Raw genomic sequence first — 18,232 nt, 5'->3', positions numbered from 1 at the left:
GGCGCCTCCAGAAGGGCTTTTTCTACAAAATCAAACGATAGCAAGGACAATGGTGTGCAGTTTATCAGCCTCAAGGGGTAATATCCGGCCCGCGTCCCAGGCTTTGGTCATTTATTGCAGGAAGCGCAAAAAAAGACGGTGGGCGCTGGAGAAAAACAGCGTTTGCACTGTCCGACGATCTTTATCGGAGGAAACATATGAAGCGCAGCGTGTGGGTGTTGGCATTGGCCTTGGGTGGATGTGCGTCCGTATCGGACATCAACCAGACGCCGCCCACCATGAGCGTCATCTCCGGCAAGAAACCCCACGAATACGCCAAGTGCGTTGCCGACCACCTGGCCAACAGCCGTGGCCCGTTGCAGATGGAACCGCACAAGAACGGCATGCGCCTGATCGTTCCTGGCAAGCTGTCGTCCCTGCCGGCCGCGGTGTTCGACATCGACGAGCGTTCCAGCGGCAGCAGCATCAAGTTGCACGAAAGCATGTCCAACGTGCCGGTGCGTCCTGGCGATGTGCAGGACGCGGCCAACGCCTGTATTTCCGGCTGAGTTACTTACACACCACCACGACACTGCGGCTGGTGTAGTTACCGACGTCGACCCCCAGGGTCTTTTCGCTTTCCTTTGCCTGTGGTGTGCCATCGGTGCCGACGATGCGGTAACCGGTGCCCGCGCACGAAGCATCGGCTTTTTCATAGCATGTGGCCCAGGAATTGGCTTCGCCCGAGCAGTCGATGCTAAGGCCTTGCTCGCCGTTGGCGAGGTAGGTTTTTTCCGCCGAGGCACAGCCCGCCAGGGCCAGGACTGTAAACAGCGCCAGAAGTGTTTTCATCGGGATCGTCATCGAGAGGGAAAGGGCAGTCGCGAGGTTATAGCGAATGGCCATTTCGGTACAGCTAAACCAGCCTCGTTCGATGCCCGGTAGGCATCTACTTGAGGCTGGGCTGCTTATTTCTTGCGGCGAGGGCGGGCCGGGGCGCTCTCACGCTCTTTGGCCGCAGGAGCAGGGCGCTCGTCCTGGAACACTGCGGCCACTTCCACGCCCATCGTCTTGGTCGGCAAGGGGCCGGCGACCTGTTCACCGTGGTAGTTGATAATCCACCATTGGCCGTCCTTGCCCTGGCTGACCGAATAACCGTTTGCGTTTCTTGTTGCCGACATCTAGCTGCCTCATTGGCGGGATCAAGGTCGCCATGATACGTCAAATGCTCGCAAACAGGGCTCATGAGCGTAGAGTGGAGCCCCGCAGCCATCGAAATGAAAGACGATTGAACTATCCGCCGTTTTTTATTTCTCTATGATGGCATCGGTTGGCCAGCGTGGGCATTGTAAGGTTCCCGCCGCCTGATTAGACTGCGCCGAAACTCGTACACACCGCCTTTTCAAGGACTTATATGATCAAGAAATGCTTGTTCCCAGCAGCCGGTTACGGTACTCGCTTCCTGCCAGCGACTAAAGCCATGCCTAAAGAAATGCTGCCGGTGGTGAACAAGCCACTGATCCAGTACGGCGTCGAAGAGGCCCTCGATGCGGGCCTGACGGAAATCTCCATCGTGACTGGCCGTGGCAAGCGCGCGCTGGAAGACCATTTCGACATCAGCTACGAGCTGGAAAACCAGATCAAGGGCACCGACAAGGAGAAGTACCTGGTCGGTATCCGCAAACTGCTGGACGAGTGCTCGTTCTCCTACACCCGCCAGACCGAAATGAAAGGCCTGGGCCACGCGATCCTGACCGGTCGCCCGCTGATCGGTGACGAACCGTTCGCCGTGGTCCTGGCGGACGACTTGTGCGTCAACCTCGAAGGCGACGGCGTGCTGACCCAGATGGTCAAGCTGTACAAGCAGTTCCGCTGCTCCATCGTTGCAATCCAGGAAGTCGACCCGCAGGAAACCAACAAGTACGGCGTCATCGCCGGCGAAATGATCCGCGACGACATCTACCGCGTACACAGCATGGTTGAAAAACCAAAGCCAGAAGACGCCCCGTCGAACCTGGCGATCATCGGCCGCTACATCCTGACCCCGGACATCTTCGACCTGATCGAACAGACCGAGCCAGGCAAGGGCGGCGAAATCCAGATCACCGACGCCCTGATGAAGCAGGCCCAGAACGGCTGCGTCATGGCCTACAAGTTCAAGGGCAAGCGTTTCGACTGCGGCGGCGCCGAAGGCTACATCGACGCGACCAACTTCTGCTTCGAGAACTTCTACAAGACGGGCAAGGCTTACTGATCGCCTGCGCCACGCCTTGAAAAAACGCCCCGACTGGTTCGGGGCGTTTTTTTTTTGCGCCGATATTCGCCTTGGGATAAACCCGTGGCGAGGGAGCTTGCTCCCGCTTGGGTGCGCAGCGCCCACAAAGACAGGGCCGCTACGCAGCCCAGCGGGAGCAAGCTCCCTCGCCACGGTAAATCGCCGTTCACATGGGCTTTTTCATTTTGCGTTCCCATGCCCAACGCAACGCTGACCTCTCTGGAAACAGCAGGTATGCTGATGGCCTGCCGAAGGAGATAGAAAATGGCCTACGATTTTGACTTGTACGTGATTGGCGCCGGTTCCGGTGGGGTGCGGGCCGCGCGGTTCGCCGCCGGTTTTGGCGCCAAGGTGGCCGTGGCGGAAAGCCGTTACCTGGGCGGGACCTGTGTGAACGTCGGCTGTGTGCCGAAGAAGCTGCTGGTCTACGGCGCACACTTTGCCGAGGACTTCGAACAGGCTTCGGCCTATGGCTGGACCGCCGGCGAGGCAAACTTCGATTGGGCCACGTTGATCGCCAACAAGAACCGCGAAATCAGCCGTCTGAACGGCATCTACCGCAATTTGCTGGTCAACAGCGGCGTGGTGCTGCACGAAGGCCATGCACGGCTGACCGGGCCCAATGAAGTCGAGATCAATGGCCAGCGCTACACCGCCAGGCACATCCTGATTGCCACGGGCGGCTGGCCGATGATCCCGGACATTCCGGGGCGCGAGCATGCCATCAGTTCCAACGAGGCCTTCTTCCTCAAGGAACTGCCCAAGCGGGTCATCGTGGTCGGCGGTGGCTACATTGCGGTGGAGTTCGCCGGGATTTTCCATGGCATGGGCGCGCAAGCGTCGCTGCTCTATCGCGGCGAGCTGTTCCTGCGCGGCTTTGACGGCGCGGTGCGCAAGCACCTGGCCGAAGAGCTGACGCGCCGCGGCCTGGACCTGCAGTTCAACGCCGATATCGAGCGCATCGACAAGCTGGATGACGGCAGCCTCAAGGTCACGCTCAAGGACGGTCGTACCTTGCTCACCGATTGCGTGTTCTACGCCACCGGTCGACGTCCGATGCTCGACAACCTCGGCCTGGAAAACACCGGCGTGACCCTGGACGACAAAGGCTTTGTGCAGGTGAACGAACAGTACGAAACCGCCGAGCCTTCGATTCTGGCCATTGGCGATGTGATCGGTCGCGTCCAGCTCACGCCGGTCGCCCTGGCCGAGGGCATGGCCGTGGCGCGGCGGCTGTTCAAGCCTGAGCAGTATCGCCGGGTGGACTACCGGATGATCCCCACGGCCGTGTTCAGCCTGCCGAACATCGGCACGGTGGGCCTGACCGAGGAACAGGCCCGAGAGGCAGGCCACCCGGTGCAGATTTTCGAAAGCCGTTTCCGGCCGATGAAGCTGACCCTGACCGACTGTCAGGAACGCACCCTGATGAAACTGGTGGTCGATGCCCACACCGACAAGGTGCTGGGCTGCCACATGGTCGGCCCGGATGCTGGCGAGATCGTCCAGGGCCTGGCCATCGCGCTCAAGGCCGGCGCCACCAAGCGTGATTTTGACGAAACCATTGGCGTGCATCCGACGGCCGCCGAAGAGTTCGTTACCCTGCGTACGCCCACCGCCTGATGCGCCAACAAGGCTGCGATCTTTCGTGCAAGCACGTCGGATCGCAGCCTTCGCCGTCGCCCACAGATTTCTTCTATCTATAGCGTTTCCTGATAGCCAAAACCAATCATTCGCATGAGCTTTGCCAATGAGCCAGGCCGGGAATGAGTGGGTAAGATTCTCTCCATCAACTTTTCAACCCTGACGGAGAAACATCGATGCCTATCATCAACAGCCAAGTTAAACCGTTCAAAGCTACCGCCTTCAAAAACGGCGCATTCGTTGAAGTCTCGGACGCTGACCTGAAAGGCAAGTGGTCTGTCGTATTTTTCTACCCAGCCGACTTCACCTTCGTTTGCCCAACCGAACTGGAAGACCTGGCCGACAACTACGCCGAGTTCCAGAAACTGGGCGTCGAGATCTACAGCGTGTCCACCGACACTCACTTTGCCCACGCAGCCTGGCACAACACCTCGCCAGCCATCGGCAAGATCCAGTACACCATGATCGGCGACCCGACCCTGGCCATCTCCCGCAACTTCGACGTGCTGATCGAAGAAGCTGGCCTGGCTGACCGCGGTACCTTCGTGATCAACCCTGAAGGCCAGATCAAGATCGTTGAAATCAACGACGGCGGCGTAGGCCGTGACGCTTCCGAGCTGCTGCGCAAGATCAAGGCTGCCCAGTACGTTGCCGCTCACCCAGGCGAAGTCTGCCCAGCCAAGTGGAAAGAAGGCGAGGCCACCCTGGCTCCGTCCCTGGACCTGGTCGGCAAGATCTAAGTCCATGCATCATCCGAGGGCGAACCAGCTCTTGATCTAAGTAAGCCGCTTCGCCCCCAAAAACGCCCGGGCGAGATTCGCTCGGGCGTTGTTTTTTCTGAATTCAAAACATGGAAATCGCCCGTATGTTGGACGCCAATCTTAAAGCTCAGTTGAAGTCATACCTGGAACGGGTCACCCAGCCGATCGAGATCGTCGCATCCCTCGACGACGGTGCGAAATCCCGGGAAATGCTCGCCTTACTCAAAGACGTTGCCAGTCTTTCCGACAAGATTACCTTGCTCGACAACGGCACCGATGCGCGCAAGCCATCGTTCTCGTTGAATCGCCCGGGAGCCGAGATCAGCCTGCGCTTTGCCGGTATCCCCATGGGCCATGAATTCACTTCGCTGGTACTGGCCTTGCTGCAAGTCGGCGGCCACCCGTCGAAGGCCAGTGCTGAAGTCATCGAACAGATTCGCGCACTCAAGGGCGAATTCAACTTCGAGACGTATTTCTCGCTGTCGTGCCAGAACTGCCCGGACGTGGTCCAGGCGCTGAACCTGATGGCGGTGCTGAACCCGAATATCCGCCACGTGGCCATCGACGGTGCGCTGTTCCAGGCTGAGGTTGATGAGCGTCAGATCATGGCCGTGCCGAGCGTGTACCTCAACGGCGTGAACTTCGGCCAGGGCCGCATGGGCCTGGAAGAAATCCTGGCCAAGATCGACACCAGCGGCATCGAACGCCAGGCTGAGAAAATCAGCGCCAAGGACGCTTTCGATGTATTGGTGGTCGGCGGTGGGCCGGCTGGCGCTTCGGCGGCGATCTACGCGGCTCGCAAAGGCATCCGCACGGGTGTGGCGGCCGAGCGCTTCGGCGGCCAGGTGCTCGACACCATGGCGATCGAGAATTTCATCTCGGTCCAGGAAACCGAAGGGCCGAAACTGGCGGTCGCCCTGGAGGAGCACGTCAAGCAATACGACGTGGACATCATGAACCTGCAACGCGCCGAGGCGCTGGTGCCGGGGCAGGACGGCGCGCTGCACGAAGTCAGGTTCGCCAGTGGCGCGAGCCTCAAGGCCAAGACGGTGATCCTGGCGACCGGTGCCCGCTGGCGCGAAATGAACGTGCCGGGCGAGCAGCAGTACCGCAACAAGGGCGTGGCGTACTGCCCGCATTGCGACGGTCCGCTGTTCAAGGGCAAGCGTGTGGCGGTGATCGGCGGCGGTAACTCCGGTGTCGAAGCGGCCATCGACCTGGCCGGTATCGTCGCCCACGTCACCTTGCTGGAGTTCGATGTGCAATTGCGGGCCGACGCGGTGTTGCAGCGTAAACTGCACAGCCTGCCGAACGTGACCGTGATCACCAACGCCCAGACCACTGAAGTGACGGGCGACGGCCAGAAGGTCAACGGCCTGCGCTACAAAGATCGTCCAAGTGGTGACGTGCGGGACGTGGCGCTGGAAGGGATCTTCGTGCAGATCGGCCTGTTGCCTAACACCGACTGGCTCAAAGGCACTGTGGAGCTGTCCCCGCGTGGCGAGATCATCGTCGATGCCCGAGGGGAAACCTCGATCCCGGGCGTGTTCGCCGCCGGTGATGTGACCACCGTGCCGTACAAGCAGATCGTGATCGCGGTGGGCGAGGGCGCCAAGGCCTCGCTGAGTGCCTTCGACCACCTGATCCGTACCTCTGCGCCGGCGTAGGTTGTCGCTGGAAAAAACAAAACCCCATGGGCCTGGCCCATGGGGTTTTGTTTTGGATCATGCATCACCCAGTGGGAGCGGTGGTGAGGTTCACAGCGGCGCCGGCTGGATGATTTCGACCCAGTAGCCATCCGGGTCCTTGATGAACGCGAGGCTTTTCATGCGACCATCGCTCAGGCGCTTCTGGAAGTCGCAGCCCAGTGCTTCAAAACGCTCGCAAGCCGCGACGACGTCCGGCACCGAGATGCAGATATGGCCGAACCCGCGAGGGTCGGTGTTGCCATTGTGGTAGGCGAACGCCGGGTCGTTTTCGGTGCCATGGTTGTGGGTCAGTTCGAGGATGCCAGGGATCGACTTCATCCATTCGGTGCGCGCCGCGGCATCTGCCGGGATCTGTTTCTTGTCCACCAGGGCCAGGAAGTACAGGCTGAATTCGGCCTCCGGGAAGTCGCGTTTTTCCACCAGGGAAAAACCCAGCACACGGGTGTAGAAGTCCAGGGACTTGGTGATGTCCTTGACTCGCAGCATGGTGTGGTTGAAGACGAATTGGGCCGTGGCGGCGTCCGGTTGGGCGGTGACGCCAGGGAAAGTATCGAGTTCGTGCAGGCTCATGGGCCCTCCGGAAAATAAGTGGGGCAAACGCCGTCGCAGCAGGCCGCGACGGTTCCTGGGCTTGCGTAAAACGGCTTCCTTGCAGGCGTGCCCATGATACGCAAGGGGCGCGGCATCGCCAAACCGCGCGTGGCTATTGCCTGGTCCGGCGGCGGGCTTCAGACTTTACGCTTCGTCCTTGAGTGCCAACGCAATGATTCGACCGTTCCTTTCGCTGTTTGTCCTGCTCATTGCCACCGTTGCGGGCACCGGCGTCCAGGCGGACGAGCCGCAGGTGGCGTGGCCCCAGGGCTGGGTCGTCGAACCGCTGCCCGCCGCCACCGATGCTCCGGCAGCAGTGGGCACCCTGCGCCAGCGAGCCACTAAAAACGATTCGGCCGGCAATGCAGTGATGGTTATGGAACTGACCACGACCCCCGTCGAGCTTGATCATCAGGTCAACTTGCAAGGCGTGTTGCTGGAAATGCGCAAGTCCATCCAGAAGGATTTTTTCCAGGGCGGTTACCAAAGTGTCTGCAATAAGATCCATGCCGCCATGTTGGGTGGAGTAACAGCATTGGAAACCACTTGCACCATCACCCAGAACGGACGACACGTATTGTCCCAGGCTCTCGTTGCGGCACTAAATGGGGGTAAGGCTTATGTGCTGTCCTATGCGGGACAGGCACAGGTATTTGTTGAAAGCCAGGATGAAGTGCAGTCGGTACGAAACAGCCTGAAACTATAAGGCGTTCAGCGCAATGTGCCGGTGTTAAACAAAAGTGTGCTCCATAAAAAAGCCCTGAATGATTCAGGGCTTTTTTGCAGGCCGTTTGCTGTCAGCCACGCAACCAGGAATCGACAGTGGCCGCGCCATACTGTTCTTTCCAGGCTTTCAGGCCGCGGTGGTTGCCGCCCTTGGTCTCGATCAGTTCGCCCGTGTGCGGGTTCTGGTAGACCTTCACCACTCGCGCACGGCGGGTCTTGGTGGGTTTGTTCGATTGCAGGCTGGCCTTGGACGGGTTCGGGTCGAGGATCGCGACGATGTCGCGCAGGCTCTTGCCGTAGGTTTTCATCAGTCCCTGGAGCTTTTCTTCGAATTCGATTTCTTTCTTGAGCCCGGCGTCGTTCTTCAGTGATTCCAGCTGCTTGAGCTGTTCTTGAAGGGCCTTTTCGGCTGCACGAAATTCAGCGAGTCTGGACAAAATCGTTACTCCAATCAGAATGTTTGGCTGATATCAACCGCAAACAAAGCCACAAGCCAAGCGCTTGAAGCGACTCGGTGATAAATGACTCTCCTGCTATCTAGCACAGGTAAAAAAATTGTAGTAGTTAATCCCGAAAGTGTAAATCGTAACTTTTTCTCCATGTAACAATAGCGCCGGTATTTATGAATGAAACGCTGGCGTCAATGTCTCGACGGTGGGCAGTTAGCCTTATGCCGGGTGCTTCAAGTAGTCTTGATGGCTAATCAATTGCAAGTAGTTAAGGTTGTGGAAGTTGCCCGCGCGGACCGCGCAATGATTGCCTCGCCAGTTCGATGAACGCCAGGGTGGCCGGTGACGCCTGGCGACTGTCCAGGACCGCCAGGCCAATCTGGCGGGGGATCGGCGGTGCCAGGGGGCGAGCGACAAAACCCGGGTTTCCGCTCGCCGGCAGCGAGCCTTCGGACACCACGCTCAGCGCTTCGCCCCGTCGTACCACGTCCAGGGTGCTGAGCAATTGCGAGCAGCGAAAGCGCACGTTCGGCGTGAGCCGGGCGGCATTGAACAGCCGCATGACCAGTTCCGACGAGCCAGCCTCGGTGAGCACGAACGGGTCGTTGCACAAATCCTTGAGGCTCAGGCTGGCATGGGCGGCCAAGGGATGCTGCGTGGGCAGCAGCGCGACCATCTGGTCTTCCAGCAATTGAACGGTGTCGAAGCGGTCTTCGGGAAGCACCACGAAGCCGACGTCGATCCGCCGCTCGTCCAGCCATTGAATGACCTGGCGGTCCGGGCCTTCGTCGATATGCACTTCGATCCCCGGATGCAAGGCGCGGTAGCGCCGCAGGAGGGCGGGCAGCAGTTTCATGGACGACGTCGGCCCGAACGAGCCGATGCGCAGCGTGCCACGGCGCATGCCCCGGGCATCGGCGGCTTCCTGGCGCAATGTGTTGGCCAACCCGAGCATGGCCCGTGCCCGCGCCAGTAACTGCTGGCCGATGTCGCTGAGCTCCACCTGGGCCTGGTGACGTCGGAGCAGTTCCACCCCCAACTCCTGCTCCAGCGCCTTGATGGCGTGGGATACCGCCGACTGGCTGATGCCCAGGCGGGTAGCCGCAGCGGTAAACCCCCTCAGCTCGGCGACCACGGAGAAGATTTCCAGTTGGGTGAGGGTCATGAGTGAATGCTCATTTTACGATGATCAGGCATGAGGCAAACAATACGGCATCCCAGCCCCGTCCGATACCGTGGTGAGGAAGCAAGCGCCCCTCGACACGGTTCGATTGACCTCCAGGTGAACCATGAACGCGTTGGAACAAACCGTCTCAACCCCCTCCGACCTGCCGGTCTACTTCAAGCTCGCCATGGTCACCATGATCTGGGGCGGCACGTTCGTGGCTGGCCGGATCCTCTCTGATGCATTGGCGCCGCTGTTCGCGGCCAGCTTGCGTTTCCTGCTCGCCAGCCTCGCGCTGCTGTCGTTTCTCGCCTTGGCGCGGATTCCCCTGGCCAGGCCCAGCTTCAAGCAAGGGCTGCAATTGGCCGCGCTGGGCTTTTTTGGCATCTTCTTCTACAACCTGTGTTTCTTCTACGGCTTGCAGTCCATCAGCGCATCGCGGGCCTCGTTGATCGTCGCCCTGAACCCGGCGGTGATCGGGTTGGCGTCCTGGGGCCTGTTCAAGGAGCGCCTTGGGGCGCTGAAAGTCGCGGGCATCGTGCTGTGCATCGGTGGGGCGGGGCTGGTGATTGTGAGCCGTGACCCTGCCCTGTTACAGGGGGCGACGCAAAGCTGGCTGGGCGACGGGCTGATTTTTGGCTGTGTGCTGGGGTGGGGCATCTATTCGCTGTTTTCCAGGGACCTGAATGAGCGCCTGGGGCCGCTGCAAACCGTGACCTGGTCGATTCTGCTGGGCACGTTGATGCTGTGGCTGGCCTGCGCCATCGGCGGGGAGGTTCGCCTCGACACCCTGCGCGCGCTGGACCTGAAGCAGTGGTTGAGCCTGTTGTACCTGGGCGTGTTGGGCTCGGCCCTGGCCTACATTGCCTGGTACGACGGCATCCGGCGGATTGGTGCGACCCGTTCCGGGGTGTTCATCGCCCTCAATCCGCTGACGGCGGTGCTGCTCGGAGCACTGCTGCTGGACGAACGGTTCACCGCCATGATGAGCCTGGGCGGCGGGTTGATCCTGGGCGGCATTTTCCTGTGCAACAAACCCCTTGCGCGGTCGAGGAAAAAGGCGATTTGATACGGAAGGCGGACAAATCTGGTTACGCTGTGTAGAATCGATTTACGCATATAAGAATAACGTCTTCTGGCAGCAGAAGCCTCGCCCGCAAAAGCCTTGGGTCGACAATGAAGATACTTGGGTTTCAACTGATCTACGGCGATTTCCTCGCCCGCAGCGTTCGCGGCATTTCCTGCGCGCCACCGCGTGCCCTCGCATGACTGGCAACTAACGTTTGTTAATTGATAAGCATGATGAGGCGCCGACATGGCAGATCTATACGAAAACCCAATGGGCCTGATGGGCTTTGAGTTCATCGAGTTCGCATCACCGACCCCCAACACCCTGGAGCCGATCTTCGAGATCATGGGCTTCACCAAGGTGGCGACCCACCGGTCCAAGGACGTGCACCTGTATCGCCAGGGCGCGATCAACCTGATCCTCAACAATGAACCCCACAGCGTGGCGTCGTACTTCGCGGCCGAGCATGGCCCGTCGGTGTGCGGCATGGCGTTCCGGGTCAAGGATTCGCAGCAGGCGTACAAGCGGGCCCTGTCGCTCGGCGCCCAGCCGATCCACATCGAGACCGGCCCGATGGAGTTGAACCTGCCGGCGATCAAGGGCATTGGCGGTGCGCCGCTGTACCTGATCGACCGTTTCGGCGAAGGCAGCTCGATCTATGACATCGACTTCGTGTTCCTCGAAGGCGTCGACCGCAATCCGGTGGGCGCCGGCCTGAAGATCATCGACCACCTGACCCACAACGTGTATCGCGGGCGCATGGCTTATTGGGCCGGCTTCTACGAGAAGCTGTTCAACTTCCGCGAGATCCGCTACTTCGACATCAAGGGCGAGTACACCGGCCTGACCTCCAAGGCCATGACGGCCCCGGACGGCATGATCCGCATCCCGCTGAACGAAGAGTCGTCCAAGGGCGCTGGGCAGATCGAAGAGTTCCTGATGCAGTTCAACGGCGAAGGCATCCAGCACGTGGCGTTTCTGACCGATGACCTGGTCAAGACCTGGGACCGGCTCAAGGCCATCGGCATGCGCTTCATGACCGCGCCGCCAGACACCTACTACGAGATGCTCGAAGGCCGCCTGCCCAACCACGGTGAGCCGGTCGAGGCGCTGCAATCGCGGGGCATCCTGCTGGACGGCGCGTCCGAGCAGGGCGACAAGCGCCTGTTGCTGCAGATCTTTTCGGAAACTCTGATGGGGCCGGTGTTCTTCGAATTCATCCAGCGCAAGGGCGATGATGGCTTCGGCGAGGGCAACTTCAAGGCGCTGTTCGAGTCCATCGAGCGTGACCAGGTGCGGCGTGGGGTGTTGGCCACGGAGTAATCCGCGAGCCACACGGTTGTGGGCGCGAGCTTGCTCGCGATGGCGGCCCGTCATTCAATGCCTGTTGACTGACATACCGCTATCGCGAGCAAGCTCGCTTCCACGAGGTCCTATTTATACTTCAAGCTTTACGCCGATGATGTCGCGTCAGGTGCTTGAAGCCTTCGAACACCAGCACTGCCACGGCCATCCAGATCGAGAGGTAGGTCAGCCATTCGCCGGCCTTGATGCTCTCGCCCAGCAACAGCGCGACGCCCAGCAACAGTACCGGCTCTACGTAGCTCAACAGCCCGAACAGGCTGAACGGCAGCAGCCGGCTGGCAATGATGTAGGACACCAGCGCCGAGGCGCTGATCACCCCAAGCACCGGGATCAGCAGCGACAACCAGGGGTGTTGGTCGAACACGTTGAAGCCTTGCTCGCCGCTCTGCACGAACCAGAGCGCCACCGGCAGCATCAGCGTCATGTCCAGCCAGAGCCCACCCAGGTTGTCGGTCTTGATGCGTTTTCGCAGGATGAAGTAGATCGGATAGCCGATCACCACCAGCAAGGTCGCCCAGGAAAAACCACCGGCCTGGTACAGCTCGTTGAACACCCCGAGCGTGGCGAAGAACACGGCGATTTTCTGCAGGTACGACAGGCGTTCGCCATAGACGATGCGCCCGGTCAGGACCATCGACAGCGGCAGCAGGAAGTACCCCAGCGACACATCCAGGCTGTAGCCGTTGAGCGGCGCCCACATGAACAGCCACAACTGCGCCCCCATCAGGGCCGACGACGCGATCGCCCCGATCAACAGCCGTGGGGTGTCGACCAGGCGCCGCAGCAGCGCCGTGACCAGTTTCCATTCCCGTGCCACCAGCATGAACACGGTCATGCAGGGCATGGTCAGCAACATGCGCCAACCAAAAATCTCCACGCCGGTCAGTGGCGTGAGCAGCGAGGTGTAGTAGTACATGACGGCGAACAGCGCGGACGCCGAGACCGATAGAGCGATACCTTTGGACACGGAGGCCTCTTGTTAGCGGGGTGGCGGCGTGTGTGACGGACCCTTGTTGTGGCGAGGGAGCGTGCTCCCGCCCGGCCGCGCAGCGGTGGGGTCCGTTGCGCGGCCGAGCGGGAGCACGCTCCCTCGCCGCAAGGGCTTGTTGCGTAGCAGGCCTATGACGTCAGCGGTACGCGCCCCGACACGAAATGCCCGACGTCGTTGAAGCCTGGCGTCGAGGCATGCCCCGGCGTCACCAGCGAATCGATGAAGGCTTCGTCATCCGCCGTGATCCTGACCGCCTGCGCCTTGGCATAGGCGTCCCATTGCGCTTCGGTGCGAGGCCCGACGATGGCCGAGGTGACCGCGCGGTTGTTCAGCACCCAGGCGATGGCGAACTCGACGATGCCCACGCCCCGCCCCTGGGTGTACTGCTGGATCTGCTGGGCGATGCGCAGGGACTCGACCCGCCACTCGGTTTCCAGGATGCGTTTGTCCTGGCGACCGGCGCGGCTGTTGGCATCTGGCGCGGCGTCCGGCGCGTACTTGCCGCTGAGCACGCCACGGGCGAGGGGGCTGAAGGGCACTACGCCGAGGCCGTAGTTCTGCGCGGCGGTGATCTGCTCGGTTTCCGCCTGGCGGTTGACGATGTTGTACAGCGGTTGGCTGATCACCGGTCGGTCGATGCCCAGGCTGTCGGCAATCCGGATCACCTCGGCGATGCGCCAGCCGCGGTAGTTCGACAGGCCCCAGTAGCGGATCTTGCCCTGGCGAATCAGGTCGCCGATGGCCGAGACGGTGACGTGCAGCGGGGTGTTGTGGTCTTCACGGTGCAGGTAGTAGATGTCCAGGTAGTCGGTGCCCAGGCGGTTCAGGCTGGCCTCGATGCCGTTGAACAGATGCTTGCGGCTCAGGCCGCTGCGATTGGGCACGCCGTCTGCCGGGCCGAAGCCGACCTTGGTGGCGAGCACCCACTCGTGGCGGTGGCGGGCGATCGCCTCGCCGACGATCTCTTCGGAGCGGCCGTTGGTGTAGACGTCCGCCGTGTCGATGAAGTTGATGCCCTGGTCCCAGGCCTTGTCGATGATCCGCAGCGAGTCTTCGGTGCTGGTCTGTTCGCCGAACATCATGGTGCCCAGGGTCAGTGTGGACACCTGCAACCCGGAATGGCCTAGCGTGCGGTAGCTCATGACAAAATCCTTCATCCATGGGAAAGGTCCAATCAAACCCCAGAACAGGCGCATGGATCAAACAGATTTATCGAACACCCCCCCATTCACTGTGGGAGCAGGCTTGTTCGCGAAGAGGGCGTGTCAGTTGACATAGCTGCCATTGATCCACCGCTTTCGCGAGCAAGCCGGCTCCCACAGAGGCAATGCTCAGGCCCTGAGCGTACGCGTCATGCGCAACGCCAGCAGGCTGCCGGCCACGATCACCCCGGCCAACACGTACAGCGCGGCATCGGTGGAGCCGGTGGCATCCTTGACCCAACCCACCAGGTAAGGGCTCAGGAAACCGGCCATCTGGCCCATGGAGTTGATCAGCGCCAGGCCGCCCGCCGCCGCGCCGGCGCTGAGCAGGGCGGTAGGCACCGGCCAGAACATCGGCAGGCCGGTGAGGGCGCCCATGGTGGCGATGGACAGGCCGAGGATGGCGAGGGCCGGCGTGGTAGCGAAGTTGACGGCGATCAGCAGCCCGGCCGCGCCCATCAGCATCGGCACCACCAGGTGCCAGCGACGTTCCTTGCGCAGGTCCGCCGAGCGGCCCACCAGCAGCATGAACACCGCGGCCAGCAAATAGGGGATCGCGCTCAACCAGCCGATCACCAGGTTATCGCTGAAACCCAGGCTCTTGATGATTGACGGCAGCCAGAAGTTGATCGCATACACACCGCTCTGGATGCAGAAGTACACCAGGCCAAAGGCCCAGATCGCCGGGTTCTTGAACACGGCCAGCAAGGAGTCGCTGCTGGTGTTCGGTTTGTTCGCCAGGTCCTGGGCATGGTCGGCGGTGAGCACGGCGCGCTCCTGGTCGGTCAGCCACTTGGCGTTGACGAAGGTGTCGCTGAGCAAAAAGAACGCCAGTGCACCGAGGATCACGGTCGGGATGCCTTGCAGCAGGAACATCCACTGCCAGCCGGCCAGGCCACCTTGGCCGGCGGCGAAGTGGTTGAGGATCCAGCCGGAAAACGGGCTGCCCAACAGGCCCGACACCGGAATGGCGGACATGAACAACGCCATGATCCGGCCGCGTCGGAAGGTCGGGAACCACTGCGAGAGGTACAGCACCACACCCGGGAAAAACCCGGCTTCGGCCGCGCCGGTGAACAGCCGCAAGGTGTAGAAGCCGGTGGGCGTGGTGACGAACAGCAGGCAGGTCGACAACGTGCCCCAGGTGATCATCATCAGCGCGATCCAGCGCCGGGGGCCGAACTTGCTCAGGGCCAGGTTGCTGGGTACGCCGCACAGGACGTAGCCGATGAAGAAGATCCCGGCACCGAGGCCGTAGACGGTTTCGCTGAACTTCAGCGCATCGAGCATCTGCAACTTGGCGAAGCCAACGTTGACCCGGTCGAGGTAGTTGAACAGGTAGCAGATGAAAATGAAGGGGATCAAGCGCAGGGTGATGCGCTTGTAGACGCTGTTTTTCTCGTCGTGCGTAGCCAGGAGGGCCGTTGCGCTCTGGGACATGGCGGGTCTCTCTTTATTATGATTTGTACGAGCCAAGGGGTAACGTTGACTGCCCTTGAGTCTCGGCCAGCCCGGGGGCCGTGTCTTTGTGCCTGAGCACAGGGTTTGGAGCAGGACCCTGTGCGCCTGACCAATCGCCCTGGCGCCCTGCGCTCCAAACCTTCACCCACGCCGCTTGCAAGGAACACCGTCCCATGTTCGAACTGGATCATGACCTGGCGCAGGACATCGTCGACCGGGCGATGGCGATCCTGCCATACAACGTCAATGTCATGGACAACCAGGGCCTGATCCTCGGCAGCGGTGAGCCCGGGCGCGTCAATACCCGCCACGAGGGCGCGCAATTGGTCCTGGCCAATGGCCGGGTGGTGGAAATCGACGCGCACACGGCGAGGCACCTCAAGGGCGTGCAGCCAGGCATCAACCTGCCGCTGATGCTCGATCAGCGCCTGATCGGCGTGCTGGGCATCACCGGCGAGCCCGAGCAGTTGCGCACCTACGCCGAACTGGTACGCATGACCGCCGAGATGCTGGTGGGCCAGCGCAACCAGCAGGCCGAGCAGCAATGGCGCCGGCAACGGTGTGACGACTTGCTGGCTTTGCTGCTGGGGGACGCCGGGGATTCGCCGCGGTTGTTGGACGAAGCCCGCCAGATGGGCCTCAAGCCGCAACTGTCACGGGTGCCGTATCTGTTCGAGCTGGGCCCGGAGCATGGGCCAGGGCAGAGCGTCGAGACGTTGAGCGCCTGGTTGATGTCACGCTACCCGGACAGTTGGTGCCTGACCTCGTCCAAGTCCTCGTTGCTCTGGTGCCGGCCGGTCACCGCGTCGGTGGAAAACGAGCGGCTGCTGGGCAAGCTCGACGGGCTGGGCTGGTGCATCTTGCGAGTGGCGGTGGGTGGCCAGGCCGAAGGGCTGGCGGGACTGCGTCGGTGCTACCGTCGGGTCGCGGACCTGCTGGCCTACGGTCGCGATGTGTTGCCGCAATTGCGGCTGCTGAGCCTTGCCCGTTATCGCCTGCCGGTGATGCTCTGGCGTCATCGCAGCGACGATGCCCTCGACGAATTGCTGGCACCGCTGCGCAAGGTGATCGCCAAGGACAGCAACGGCCAGTTGCTCACGACCTTGCGCAGCTGGTGCGAACACGACGGCCAGAGCCAGGCTTGCGCCGAGGCCCTGGGGATCCACCGCAACAGCTTGCGCTACCGCATGGAACGCATCGCCGAGCTCAGTGGGGTCGATCCGTTGCGGCTGGATGGCATGTTGGCGTTGTACCTGGGGGTGCAGTTGTTGCCGCAGACCGAAAGCCCACCGCTGTAACCCTGTGCTCGCGAGGGTGGTTGTACTGGGGAAATTATGTCGCCTGTGCCGCCATCTTCGCGGGCAAGCCCGCTCCCACAATTGATTTGTGGTGTACATGGATTCGGTATTCACGCTGATTAACTGTGGGAGCGGGCTTGCCCGCGAAGAGGCCCTCCCATCCAACAACCATCCCCTTACCAACCCCACCCTTTGTAAAATTGAACAATAATCCCCCCTGTCTTTTGTGCGGCAGACCGGCGTCACGGTTGCGGTCAGCTGGCAGCATGCTGGGCATCGGAACCGGAGAATAATATGAAAATAGTCATCGCCCCCGACTCGTTCAAGGACAGCCTCAGTGCCCAGGGCGTCGCCGACGCCATCGCCGCCGGGCTGGCCCAGGTCTGGCCGGCTGCACAGTTGATCAAGTGCCCGATGGCCGACGGCGGGGAAGGGACGGTGGCGTCGGTGCTGGCGGCCTGCAACGGACAATGGCGCTGCAACCGGGTTCGGGGACCGTTGGGTAGCGCGGTCGAGGCAAGCTGGGGCTGGTTGCCCGAGAGCCGCACCGCGATCATCGAAATGGCCGAGGCCAGCGGCCTGCAATTGGTCGCGCCGGGGCAGCGCGATGCCTGCTCCAGCAGCACCTATGGCACTGGCGAACTGATTCGCGCCGCCCTGGATGAAGGGGCCGGGCGGGTGATCCTGGCCATCGGCGGCAGTGCTACCAATGACGGCGGTGCCGGTGCGATGCAAGCCCTGGGCGTGGCGTTGCTGGATGAACGCGGCCAGGCGCTTGCGCCGGGCGGCCTGGCCCTGGCGAACCTGTCGCGCATCGACCTCAGCGGACTGGACCCGCGCCTGGCCCAAGTCGATTTCGAGATTGCCGCCGACGTCGACAACCCACTGTGCGGCCCCCAGGGGGCTTCCGCCATTTTCGGCCCGCAAAAAGGTGCGTCCGCCCAGCAAGTGCAGTGGCTAGACGCAGCCCTGGGACACTTCGCCGAACACTGTGCCCAGGCTCTGCACAAGGATGTGCGCGACGAACCGGGTAGCGGTGCCGCCGGCGGCCTCGGGTTCGCCGCCAAGGCGTTCCTGGGCGCGCGGTTTCGCACGGGCGTGGAGGTGGTCGCCCAACTGGTGGGGCTGGCCGCTGCGGTACAGGGCGCTGACTTGGTGATCACTGGCGAAGGCCGTTTCGACGCGCAGACCCTGCGCGGCAAGACGCCCTTCGGCGTGGCCCGCATCGCCCGCCAGCACGGCGTGCCGGTGCTGGTCATCGCCGGTACGTTGGGGGAGGGCTACCCGGCGCTGTATGAGCACGGTGTCGATGCCGCCTTCGCCCTGGCCAGCGGCCCGATGACGCTGCAAGAGGCCTGTGCCGATGCGGCGCGCCTGCTGGGCGAGCGGGCCCGGGATATTGCCCGGCTGTGGCAGGTCGCCAGCCGATAAGTGTTCCTGAAATATTTTTTTACATCCCCCTGTAAAAAGCCTACAGCCCAGCCGATAAAGGGGTTAAGCGTACCCATCAGCACCCCACCCTACACTGACTGGCATGGATGCTCGACCCC

At 61.7% G+C, this 18,232-nt stretch carries 18 protein-coding genes; 10 read left to right on the top strand and 8 right to left on the bottom strand.

What is annotated here, in order from left to right; genetic code table 11:
• The first annotated feature begins 197 nt into the window (after positions 1–197).
• Positions 198–548, top strand: coding sequence for a hypothetical protein (locus tag V3H56_RS16005; RefSeq protein WP_047738900.1), 351 nt, complete (start codon positions 198–200; stop codon positions 546–548).
• Between the two features lies 1 nt (position 549).
• On the opposite strand, the gene V3H56_RS16000 is transcribed toward V3H56_RS16005, so the two are convergent.
• The gene (locus V3H56_RS16000; protein ID WP_042732071.1) at positions 550–831 is read right to left on the bottom strand and encodes a hypothetical protein; all 282 of its coding nucleotides are present in this window, start codon (positions 829–831) and stop codon (positions 550–552) included.
• A gap of 116 nt (positions 832–947) precedes the next feature.
• Complete coding sequence (locus V3H56_RS15995) at positions 948–1,160, bottom strand: hypothetical protein (RefSeq protein ID WP_338473601.1); 213 nt, start codon at positions 1,158–1,160, stop codon at positions 948–950.
• A gap of 233 nt (positions 1,161–1,393) precedes the next feature.
• Here V3H56_RS15995 and galU point away from each other — a divergent pair, with 233 nt between their 5' ends.
• The 4 genes from galU (at position 1,394) to ahpF (ending at position 6,323) form a co-directional block, all read left to right on the top strand.
• The gene (gene galU, locus V3H56_RS15990) at positions 1,394–2,233 is read left to right on the top strand and encodes a UTP--glucose-1-phosphate uridylyltransferase GalU (protein ID WP_003182953.1); all 840 of its coding nucleotides are present in this window, start codon (positions 1,394–1,396) and stop codon (positions 2,231–2,233) included.
• Positions 2,234–2,518: 285 nt separating this feature from the next.
• Complete coding sequence (gene gorA, locus V3H56_RS15985; RefSeq protein WP_123578934.1) at positions 2,519–3,874, top strand: glutathione-disulfide reductase; 1,356 nt, start codon at positions 2,519–2,521, stop codon at positions 3,872–3,874.
• A gap of 197 nt (positions 3,875–4,071) precedes the next feature.
• A complete protein-coding gene (gene ahpC / locus V3H56_RS15980; RefSeq protein WP_011061677.1) occupies positions 4,072–4,635 on the top strand; it encodes an alkyl hydroperoxide reductase subunit C in 564 nt (187 codons plus the stop codon).
• A 125-nt stretch (positions 4,636–4,760) separates the two neighbouring features.
• The gene (ahpF, locus tag V3H56_RS15975; protein WP_338473600.1) at positions 4,761–6,323 is read left to right on the top strand and encodes an alkyl hydroperoxide reductase subunit F; all 1,563 of its coding nucleotides are present in this window, start codon (positions 4,761–4,763) and stop codon (positions 6,321–6,323) included.
• A gap of 90 nt (positions 6,324–6,413) precedes the next feature.
• On the opposite strand, the gene gloA is transcribed toward ahpF, so the two are convergent.
• The gene (gene gloA, locus V3H56_RS15970) at positions 6,414–6,935 is read right to left on the bottom strand and encodes a lactoylglutathione lyase (protein WP_123578935.1); all 522 of its coding nucleotides are present in this window, start codon (positions 6,933–6,935) and stop codon (positions 6,414–6,416) included.
• A gap of 193 nt (positions 6,936–7,128) precedes the next feature.
• Here gloA and V3H56_RS15965 point away from each other — a divergent pair, with 193 nt between their 5' ends.
• Complete coding sequence (locus V3H56_RS15965; RefSeq protein ID WP_123578936.1) at positions 7,129–7,662, top strand: DUF4946 domain-containing protein; 534 nt, start codon at positions 7,129–7,131, stop codon at positions 7,660–7,662.
• Between the two features lie 91 nt (positions 7,663–7,753).
• Here V3H56_RS15965 and V3H56_RS15960 read toward each other — a convergent pair whose 3' ends face one another.
• Entirely contained in the window at positions 7,754–8,119 is a 366-nt protein-coding gene (locus V3H56_RS15960) for a histone-like nucleoid-structuring protein, MvaT/MvaU family (protein ID WP_042731978.1), read from the bottom strand.
• A 280-nt stretch (positions 8,120–8,399) separates the two neighbouring features.
• Positions 8,400–9,296: a LysR family transcriptional regulator gene (locus V3H56_RS15955; protein WP_338473599.1), complete on the bottom strand. Its 897-nt coding sequence runs from the start codon at positions 9,294–9,296 to the stop codon at positions 8,400–8,402.
• A gap of 124 nt (positions 9,297–9,420) precedes the next feature.
• Between V3H56_RS15955 and V3H56_RS15950 the strand changes: the two genes are divergently transcribed.
• A complete protein-coding gene (locus V3H56_RS15950; protein ID WP_047738898.1) occupies positions 9,421–10,365 on the top strand; it encodes a DMT family transporter in 945 nt (314 codons plus the stop codon).
• 246 nt (positions 10,366–10,611) lie between these two features.
• Positions 10,612–11,688 carry a 4-hydroxyphenylpyruvate dioxygenase gene (gene hppD, locus V3H56_RS15945; RefSeq protein ID WP_042729397.1) on the top strand — a complete coding sequence of 359 codons (1,077 nt, stop codon included), beginning with the start codon at positions 10,612–10,614 and terminating at the stop codon, positions 11,686–11,688.
• Between the two features lie 121 nt (positions 11,689–11,809).
• Here hppD and rarD read toward each other — a convergent pair whose 3' ends face one another.
• The 3 genes from rarD to V3H56_RS15930 form a co-directional block, all read right to left on the bottom strand.
• Entirely contained in the window at positions 11,810–12,697 is an 888-nt protein-coding gene (gene rarD, locus V3H56_RS15940; protein ID WP_042729398.1) for an EamA family transporter RarD, read from the bottom strand.
• Positions 12,698–12,849: 152 nt separating this feature from the next.
• Positions 12,850–13,863, bottom strand: a complete 1,014-nt coding sequence (locus V3H56_RS15935; protein WP_042729399.1) for an aldo/keto reductase — start codon at positions 13,861–13,863, stop codon at positions 12,850–12,852.
• Positions 13,864–14,052: 189 nt separating this feature from the next.
• Positions 14,053–15,363, bottom strand: a complete 1,311-nt coding sequence (locus V3H56_RS15930; protein WP_338473598.1) for an MFS transporter — start codon at positions 15,361–15,363, stop codon at positions 14,053–14,055.
• Positions 15,364–15,557: 194 nt separating this feature from the next.
• On the opposite strand from V3H56_RS15930, the gene V3H56_RS15925 reads away from it, so the two are divergent.
• Both V3H56_RS15925 and V3H56_RS15920 read left to right on the top strand, forming a co-directional pair.
• Complete coding sequence (locus V3H56_RS15925) at positions 15,558–16,682, top strand: sugar diacid recognition domain-containing protein (RefSeq protein ID WP_212802686.1); 1,125 nt, start codon at positions 15,558–15,560, stop codon at positions 16,680–16,682.
• A 294-nt stretch (positions 16,683–16,976) separates the two neighbouring features.
• A complete protein-coding gene (locus tag V3H56_RS15920) occupies positions 16,977–18,113 on the top strand; it encodes a glycerate kinase (RefSeq protein WP_338473597.1) in 1,137 nt (378 codons plus the stop codon).
• Positions 18,114–18,232 lie beyond the last annotated feature (119 nt).

The sequence above is a fragment of the Pseudomonas sp. MS646 genome (assembly GCF_036693845.1).
Classification (GTDB): domain Bacteria; phylum Pseudomonadota; class Gammaproteobacteria; order Pseudomonadales; family Pseudomonadaceae; genus Aquipseudomonas; species Aquipseudomonas chlororaphis_E.
Note: the sequence above shows the minus strand (reverse complement) of the source record. Positions and strands in the feature narration are given on the sequence as shown.

Bases quoted from the DNA above. Each gene is read 5' to 3' on its own strand.
- gorA (WP_123578934.1), top strand. From the start codon at position 2,519: ATGGCCTACGATTTTGACTTGTACGTGATTGGCGCCGGTTCCGGTGGG.
- V3H56_RS15955 (WP_338473599.1), bottom strand. From the start codon at position 9,296: ATGACCCTCACCCAACTGGAAATCTTCTCCGTGGTCGCCGAGCTGAGG.
- galU (WP_003182953.1), top strand. From the start codon at position 1,394: ATGATCAAGAAATGCTTGTTCCCAGCAGCCGGTTACGGTACTCGCTTC.
- V3H56_RS15995 (WP_338473601.1), bottom strand. From the start codon at position 1,160: ATGTCGGCAACAAGAAACGCAAACGGTTATTCGGTCAGCCAGGGCAAG.
- V3H56_RS15920 (WP_338473597.1), top strand. From the start codon at position 16,977: ATGAAAATAGTCATCGCCCCCGACTCGTTCAAGGACAGCCTCAGTGCC.
- ahpF (WP_338473600.1), top strand. From the start codon at position 4,761: ATGTTGGACGCCAATCTTAAAGCTCAGTTGAAGTCATACCTGGAACGG.
- V3H56_RS15935 (WP_042729399.1), bottom strand. From the start codon at position 13,863: ATGAGCTACCGCACGCTAGGCCATTCCGGGTTGCAGGTGTCCACACTG.
- V3H56_RS15950 (WP_047738898.1), top strand. From the start codon at position 9,421: ATGAACGCGTTGGAACAAACCGTCTCAACCCCCTCCGACCTGCCGGTC.
- V3H56_RS15925 (WP_212802686.1), top strand. From the start codon at position 15,558: ATGTTCGAACTGGATCATGACCTGGCGCAGGACATCGTCGACCGGGCG.
- V3H56_RS15965 (WP_123578936.1), top strand. From the start codon at position 7,129: ATGATTCGACCGTTCCTTTCGCTGTTTGTCCTGCTCATTGCCACCGTT.
- gloA (WP_123578935.1), bottom strand. From the start codon at position 6,935: ATGAGCCTGCACGAACTCGATACTTTCCCTGGCGTCACCGCCCAACCG.
- hppD (WP_042729397.1), top strand. From the start codon at position 10,612: ATGGCAGATCTATACGAAAACCCAATGGGCCTGATGGGCTTTGAGTTC.
- ahpC (WP_011061677.1), top strand. From the start codon at position 4,072: ATGCCTATCATCAACAGCCAAGTTAAACCGTTCAAAGCTACCGCCTTC.
- V3H56_RS16000 (WP_042732071.1), bottom strand. From the start codon at position 831: ATGAAAACACTTCTGGCGCTGTTTACAGTCCTGGCCCTGGCGGGCTGT.
- V3H56_RS16005 (WP_047738900.1), top strand. From the start codon at position 198: ATGAAGCGCAGCGTGTGGGTGTTGGCATTGGCCTTGGGTGGATGTGCG.
- V3H56_RS15930 (WP_338473598.1), bottom strand. From the start codon at position 15,363: ATGTCCCAGAGCGCAACGGCCCTCCTGGCTACGCACGACGAGAAAAAC.